The organism is Dolichospermum sp. FACHB-1250 (assembly GCF_014696335.1).
GTDB classification, from domain to species: domain Bacteria; phylum Cyanobacteriota; class Cyanobacteriia; order Cyanobacteriales; family Nostocaceae; genus Dolichospermum; species Dolichospermum planctonicum.
Genome location: NZ_JACJPZ010000051.1, coordinates 20,868 through 27,290 on the forward strand (window position 1 = coordinate 20,868; position 6,423 = coordinate 27,290).

Consider the following 6,423-nt stretch of genomic DNA (forward strand, 5'->3'; position numbering starts at 1 on the left):
AATTCTAGTTCAGTTATTTGTTAGTTACAGGATGACTCATTGACAGTAGCGATGAAGAGTCTCAGTATTTAAAAGTTCTGAGAGTGTAAATTGTCAGTAAGTTACATAAGTAGACCAAGTAACTGCAAAAGGAAAAAGCACAAGAGGTTGAATGACTGAATCTTTAAGAGGAAATTTTCCATTGACAAAGAAAGCTGTGATCGAACCTAAAACTGACACAGAAACTACAAGTAAAAATTTAGCTCTAACTATTGCTGAAGCTGGTTATGAGCGTAAAGCCGGAGAAATTATATTGCTAAACCTGGCAAATATTTCTTACCTGTCTGATTACTTTGTGATCATGACCGGTTACTCTAAAGTACAGGTGAGAGCGATCGCTGACGCAGTAGAAGGACAAGTGGAAATTGAGTGGCAACGACGACCCCGCACCACAGAAGGAAAAGCGGAAGGAACATGGATACTACAAGATTATGGTGATGTCATCGTCCATATCATGATGCCAAGGGAACGGGAGTTTTATAATTTAGAAGCGTTCTGGGGACACGCGGAACGTATTTTCATGCCAAACTCCGATGATGTTGGGGGTTAACCGATATGATGCGCTCCTCTCTGGAGAATTGCCCAGTTCCTACAGAACAACAACCACTCAATGAGTATGAGGAATTAAAAAACGCCTGGCTATTTCGAGATAGTACCTTAAGCTGGAGCAACTACACCAAAAAAATCTTTTGGATTTGGGCTTGGTCTTGGTTGATAGCAGGACCTGTGGCAGCGGCCAGCTTTCCTCCCCAAAAGCAGATTTTTAATTTTCTGCTTTGTGGATCTGGCGCTGCTAGTGTTACTGTAGTGCTAGTCTTAATCAGGTTGTATTTAGGTTGGTTCTATGTGCGCGATCGCCTGTACAGCACCACTGTATTCTATGAAGAATCTGGTTGGTACGACGGGCAAACTTGGACAAAACCCCAAGCAGTCATTACCCGCGATCGCTTAATTGTTACCTACGAAATTAAACCCATTTTCCAACGCTTGCAAATTACCTTTGCCGCATTGGCTCTCATGTATCTTGTGGGAACTATAGTTTGGCATTTCCTGTAAATAGTTATTGGTCGTTAGTTATTATTTATTAGTTATTAGTAAAACAACTGACCAACGATAACCAACCACCGACAACTGACCACTGACAATTCACAAAGTAGATATAAACCCGTCAACCACCCCTCACTTCCCTTAGGGTAAGTGAGGGCTTGTCAAAGCCTAGTTGACCAGACTCAGTTCTTAACCGAACTACGTTAGAGGTAAGAGTTAAAGACCTACCAGGGGATGCGTAGCTAGTTCCCTGCTCTAGAACTTAAAAGTTAAACAGGACTAAGGGTTAAACCAGTGCTTTTGAGATAGTTACCGACCTCTAACATTGTCAAAGCTAACATTACCCGCAAGGAGGGACTTTATGTCCAAAGTATTTGTTTTAGATACCAACTTCACGCCATTAAACCCAATTCATTCAGCACAAGCTAGGCAACTACTAAGAACCAAAAAAGCAGCAATATTTAGACAGTTTCCGTTCACAATTATTCTCAAAAAATCCCGTCCTGACTCCCCAGTATCGTCGCTAAGGCTAAAGATTGACCCTGGTGCAAAATTCACGGGAATGGCATTAGTTAACGATTCAACTGGCGAGGTTGTATTTGCTGCTGAATTAAAACATAGAGGCTTTGCAATTAGAGATGCTTTAACTTCTAGAAGGCAATTAAGACATTCTAGACGTGCAAGAAAAACTCGTTACAGACAACCAAGATTCTTGAATAGAACCCGTCCAGAAGGATGGTTAGCACCGAGCCTACAAAGTCGGGTTGATAATATTAAAACTTGGGTTGAAAGATTGCGTAAACTCGCACCAATTGAGGCTATTAGCCAAGAATTAGTCAGGTTTGATATGCAGTTAATGGCTAATCCTGATATTCAAGGTAAGGAATATCAGCAGGGAACTTTAGCTGGTTACGAAACCAGAGAATACTTACTAGAAAAGTGGGGTAGACAATGTGCTTACTGTGGAGTAAAAGACGTTCCTTTTCAAGTAGAACATATTCATCCACGAGCCAAGGGTGGTAGTAATTCAATTACAAATCTCACTTTAAGTTGTGAAAAGTGTAACACCAAAAAGGGAACGAAAGACATCAAATATTTTCTCAAAAAAGACCCTTCAAAGTTAGAGAAAATCTTGAAGCAAGCCAAAAGACCACTGGCTGATGCAGCAGCAGTAAACACGACTCGTTTTGCATTACTAGAAGTTCTCAAAGCAACTGGATTACCTGTAGAAACAGGTTCAGGAGGGTTAACAAAGTTCAATAGAAATCAACAGAAACTAGAGAAAACGCATTGGATTGACGCAGCTTGTGTTGGTCAGTCAACGCCAATTCTCAATATCAAAGGTGTTAAGCCATTGCTAATTACAGCTAACGGTCACGGCTCTAGACAATCTTGCCGAACCGACAAGTACGGTTTTCCTTCTAGATATGTCCCCAGGTTTAAATTTGTTAATGGTTTTCAAACCGGAGACATTGTGAAAGCTGTTGTCACAAAAGGAAAAAAGATTGGGGCATACATCGGACGAGTAGCAGTGAGGACTAGCGGTAGTTTCAATATCTCAACGGTATTTGGACTGATTCAAAGTATCTCTTACAAATACTGTAAATCAATTCACAAAAAGGACGGTTACGAATATGGAAAATCAAAGATTTGTTAATTACTCAACTGTCCCTCTCGCTGTTTGTGCTGACGGACAAAAATACTCAAGGGACGTTTCACAATTAACCCTCCATTCCTCCCATCACCAAACTGAGTACAGTTTTGGTGGGGGTCTCCTGGAGGTTTAGATGACAATGGGAAAACGAACTCAAGCCGCAGCCCTGGAAGTCCGGTTACTGCGGGAAGGTATTATTGAATCTCGGCATCTAGTCCAGGCTGTAGTTAGCGACGACCGGGGACGGGTTCTTTCTGTGGCCGGTAACGCTGAAACTGCTGCATTTGTCCGTTCTGCTCTCAAACCATTTCAAGCCCTGGCTGTCACTAGCACAGGCACATTAGAACGCTATGGTTTGAGTGACAAAGACTTAGCCATTATCACCAGTTCCCATAAAGGCAGCATAGAACAGGTAAGACAGGTATTTAATATTTTGTGGCGGGCAGATATTGACGCAAATGTTATACAATGCCCAATCCCCCAAAGTAAAAGCAGTCGTTTAGAATATAACTGCTCTGGTAAACACGCAGGAATGTTAGCGGTTTGTCAACAACGCCATTGGCCGTTAACTAACTATTTGGATCGAAAACACCCAGTCCAGCAGTTAATTATCACCAAAGTAGCAGAATTGCTGCGAATGCCAGCAGAAGAATTTCTCACAGCCCATGATGACTGCGGCGCACCTACATACCTGATGCAACTCAGTCAAATGGCCTCTTTATATGCTGTATTAGCTTCTAGCAATAGCGTGGATATGGAACGCATCGTTCGCGCTATGAACCATCATCCCACCATGGTGGCTGGTGAAGGAGAATTTGACACAGAACTGATGCGCTTAACTCCCAGCGAATTAGTTAGTAAATCCGGTGCAGAAGGTGTGCAGTGTATTAGCAGACTTGGGGAGGGTATGGGATTAGCTATTAAGGTAATGGATGGCTCAAAACGCGCTAAATACGCCGTAGCTATTCACCTCCTCCAACAAATGGGTTGGATTACCCCCAGCATAGCCCAAAGTCTGGCCGAGAAGTTCATGAACCTGGGGAAATACAAGCGTTTGGAAGTAGTTGGAGAATTATCGCTTTTATAGTTGACAAACTTTTGACTTTGCGTTATATTAAAGAAGTCGAGAGGAAAACGACAAAAGCGACGCGGGATAGAGCAGCCTGGTAGCTCGTCGGGCTCATAACCCGAAGGTCAGTGGTTCAAATCCACTTCCCGCCACCAAATGAATAAAAAAACAAATCTCTGTAGTCTTTCAAGATTGCAGGGATTTGTTCTATCTAGTCATCTCGTTATCTCGTTCCCAGTCAGAGACTGGGAATGCTATCAAGAGGCTCTGCCTCTACTATAACCTTGAAGGCAGAGCCTTCTGTAATTCATTCCCATACAGAGTATGGGAACGAGAAAACTTTTTCAGCAAGCCCTACTTAGAACAAATTTGTACCGAGTCTAATTCCCCGCTACTCACAACAGGAACGAGGAGTTAAAACCCCATAATTCAGACGAAACTCTGCTAAATATGTTTCTAGAACCTGAAATTGGGAAATATTCAAGCTGTAATAAATCCAGCGTCCTTGTTGACGGGAATTTACTAGACTTGCTTCTTTGAGGGTTTTGAGATGAAAAGAAAGTTTTGATTGATTTATTTCTAAAGCATCACATAAGTCACATACACAGAGTTCACGCTGACGCAGAAGTTCTATAACACTGATTCTAATGGGATCTGATAAGGCATGAAAACCCGATACTATTAAACTGTGAGTAGCAATAGGGGAAGTTAGTGGTTTATTTAAGAGCATTAGGTATCTGTCCTGATGATATTTGATTTGACTAGATAGGCGATCGCCTAATAATATTAACTTTAGTTAAGCTTGTACTGAGCTTGCCTAAGTAAGTCGAGATAACGTCCAGGATTTAAGGATTTTCAGGATCAGGATTTTTAGATTATAGAAATTTCTTGATAATCACCCAATTCAATTGTATTGATAATAGAGCAAACCTGATCAACTTGTGTTCTAATTTTTGGCCATGAAGTTGATAGTAAAACAACAATTGCAATTTGACGTTCACTCAAATTCTGTTGATAACGTAAATTCTGATCTGTGGTAACAAGTATTTGATATCCTTTATTTTCAGCAGCTTTTAGTAAATCTCCATTTGATAAATTAGACCATGCTTCTTCATAAGCATTGGGGGTCAAATCCCTGTTTTTATCCTGTAAATCCTTTAATCCTGGACATCCTGATTCAGACAATATATTTAAGCAGCTAATGTTTCAAGCTCATAATTAAGTACAGCTTCAACTTGTGATCTTTGTACAGGGGGAAACCACTCCAAAAACTCATCTACGGTTGCACCATCACGTAAATTTTCAAATAATGCAGTAACGGGAACTCTTGTTCCTCGAAATACCCATGCACCACTGACTTTATCAGGTTGTCTTTCTATAGCATCTAAAGTTTCCCATCCTTTCATTGTTTATTCCTCCTTGGTAAATGGAAAAGTTACATTTAGATTAATTATAAACTAGCAATTGTCAGAATCAGGATATCCAGGATTTGAGGATTTACAGGATTTGATTGATCACTATATGCTATACTCAGTGAATATGCTTGGAATAAGCAAAATGTTAAAAGAGTTTAAATTGTCTTGATTTTGCTAGTTTACAGGTTGATTGTCGAAGATTACAAATGATGTCACTTAAAATGAAATTAGGTCATTTAGAGGGTTTACAGCAATGACACAGACACCAATTGCAGTATCTTTGTATGAGCAAGACTATTTACTCTGGATTGAAGATATTGTCCACAAATTACGGAATAGAGATATAGAAGGACTAGATATTGATAATTTGATAGAAGAGATAGAGGACTTGGGGCGCTCAGATCAACGTGAACTTGAAAATCGGTTAGCAGAACTTTTAGAACACATTCTCAAGCGGAATTATGTGCAGATCCCTGATTGTTATCGTGGGGGGGTAGAATCAATCATTAAACAAAAGATTGGAATCAGAAAGTTACTCAAAAATTCACCTAGTCTCAAGCCTTATTTTAGCCAAGTATTTGATGAAGCTTATGCAGATGCTCTGAAAATTGTCCGCAATGGTTATCCACAGTGTGAGTTTCCTGATACGTGGCCGTTTAGTTGTGATATTGAAGCAATGTTAAATGTGGACTTTTGGGAATAATTGTCAGAATCAGGATGTCCAGGATTTGAGGATTTACAGGATGTGATTGTTAAATGTTCCTTCAGTAAATTAGACTAGATTCTAGTCAGTTTTAACCGACTTTGGCTTTGATACAGGGAATAAATTCCCTGGATTCCTTTAAATTTAAAAAATAAACTATGATTAATAATGATGATATCCAATTTTTAATTAGCAAGGCTGACGATTTATTGAGGAATTGTCAAAATGCTATTATTCTCAGCAAACATGGAAACGTATTATCAAAAAATGGACAATATAATAAAGCATTTAAATTATTTGAACGGTCATTACAGCTTCAACCTGATAATATTATTACTTTAACTAGCTATGGAAACGGATTATCTAAAGCAGGAAGACACGAAAAAGCTTGTGAGATTTTTGAAAGTTCTTTACAAATTAATCCCGATAATATCATAGCATTAACTAGCTATGGAAAAGCATTAGCAGAATCTGGAAATTATGAGAAAGCTTGTGA

At 39.6% G+C, this 6,423-nt stretch carries 9 protein-coding genes and 1 tRNA gene; 7 read left to right on the forward strand and 3 right to left on the reverse strand.

Features of this window, described 5'->3' with window-relative positions; genetic code table 11:
* The first annotated feature begins 151 nt into the window (after nucleotides 1-151).
* From rsfS to H6F39_RS16435, 5 genes are all read left to right on the forward strand, one after another.
* Nucleotides 152-589: a ribosome silencing factor gene (gene rsfS / locus H6F39_RS16415; protein ID WP_028089786.1), complete on the forward strand. Its 438-nt coding sequence runs from the start codon at nucleotides 152-154 to the stop codon at nucleotides 587-589.
* 5 nt (nucleotides 590-594) lie between these two features.
* A complete protein-coding gene (locus tag H6F39_RS16420) occupies nucleotides 595-1,095 on the forward strand; it encodes a CGLD27 family protein (protein WP_137907717.1) in 501 nt (166 codons plus the stop codon).
* A gap of 352 nt (nucleotides 1,096-1,447) precedes the next feature.
* Nucleotides 1,448-2,743, forward strand: coding sequence for an RNA-guided endonuclease IscB (iscB, locus tag H6F39_RS16425; RefSeq protein ID WP_190397053.1), 1,296 nt, complete (start codon nucleotides 1,448-1,450; stop codon nucleotides 2,741-2,743).
* A gap of 130 nt (nucleotides 2,744-2,873) precedes the next feature.
* Nucleotides 2,874-3,827: an asparaginase gene (locus tag H6F39_RS16430; RefSeq protein WP_137907716.1), complete on the forward strand. Its 954-nt coding sequence runs from the start codon at nucleotides 2,874-2,876 to the stop codon at nucleotides 3,825-3,827.
* Between the two features lie 60 nt (nucleotides 3,828-3,887).
* Nucleotides 3,888-3,964: transfer RNA gene (locus H6F39_RS16435), tRNA-Met, on the forward strand.
* A gap of 236 nt (nucleotides 3,965-4,200) precedes the next feature.
* On the opposite strand, the gene H6F39_RS16440 is transcribed toward H6F39_RS16435, so the two are convergent.
* From H6F39_RS16440 to H6F39_RS16450, 3 genes are all read right to left on the reverse strand, one after another.
* Nucleotides 4,201-4,539, reverse strand: a complete 339-nt coding sequence (locus H6F39_RS16440; RefSeq protein WP_137907715.1) for a helix-turn-helix transcriptional regulator — start codon at nucleotides 4,537-4,539, stop codon at nucleotides 4,201-4,203.
* Nucleotides 4,540-4,679: 140 nt separating this feature from the next.
* Nucleotides 4,680-4,994, reverse strand: coding sequence for a hypothetical protein (locus tag H6F39_RS16445; protein WP_071604923.1), 315 nt, complete (start codon nucleotides 4,992-4,994; stop codon nucleotides 4,680-4,682).
* 5 nt (nucleotides 4,995-4,999) lie between these two features.
* On the reverse strand, nucleotides 5,000-5,215 hold the full coding sequence (locus tag H6F39_RS16450; protein ID WP_028082672.1) for a DUF433 domain-containing protein: 216 nt from the start codon (nucleotides 5,213-5,215) through the stop codon (nucleotides 5,000-5,002).
* A 262-nt stretch (nucleotides 5,216-5,477) separates the two neighbouring features.
* Here H6F39_RS16450 and H6F39_RS16455 point away from each other — a divergent pair, with 262 nt between their 5' ends.
* Both H6F39_RS16455 and H6F39_RS16460 read left to right on the forward strand, forming a co-directional pair.
* Nucleotides 5,478-5,927: a DUF29 domain-containing protein gene (locus H6F39_RS16455; protein WP_190371817.1), complete on the forward strand. Its 450-nt coding sequence runs from the start codon at nucleotides 5,478-5,480 to the stop codon at nucleotides 5,925-5,927.
* Between the two features lie 158 nt (nucleotides 5,928-6,085).
* On the forward strand, nucleotides 6,086-6,423 hold a 338-nt coding region (locus tag H6F39_RS16460; RefSeq protein ID WP_190397054.1), incomplete at its 3' end, for a tetratricopeptide repeat protein.

Excerpts from the sequence above, each read along its gene's own strand:
- rsfS (WP_028089786.1), top strand. The coding sequence starts at position 152 with ATGACTGAATCTTTAAGAGGAAATTTTCCATTGACAAAGAAAGCTGTG.
- H6F39_RS16420 (WP_137907717.1), top strand. The coding sequence starts at position 595 with ATGATGCGCTCCTCTCTGGAGAATTGCCCAGTTCCTACAGAACAACAA.
- iscB (WP_190397053.1), top strand. The coding sequence starts at position 1,448 with ATGTCCAAAGTATTTGTTTTAGATACCAACTTCACGCCATTAAACCCA.
- H6F39_RS16430 (WP_137907716.1), top strand. The coding sequence starts at position 2,874 with ATGACAATGGGAAAACGAACTCAAGCCGCAGCCCTGGAAGTCCGGTTA.
- H6F39_RS16440 (WP_137907715.1), bottom strand. The coding sequence starts at position 4,539 with ATGCTCTTAAATAAACCACTAACTTCCCCTATTGCTACTCACAGTTTA.
- H6F39_RS16450 (WP_028082672.1), bottom strand. The coding sequence starts at position 5,215 with ATGAAAGGATGGGAAACTTTAGATGCTATAGAAAGACAACCTGATAAA.
- H6F39_RS16455 (WP_190371817.1), top strand. The coding sequence starts at position 5,478 with ATGACACAGACACCAATTGCAGTATCTTTGTATGAGCAAGACTATTTA.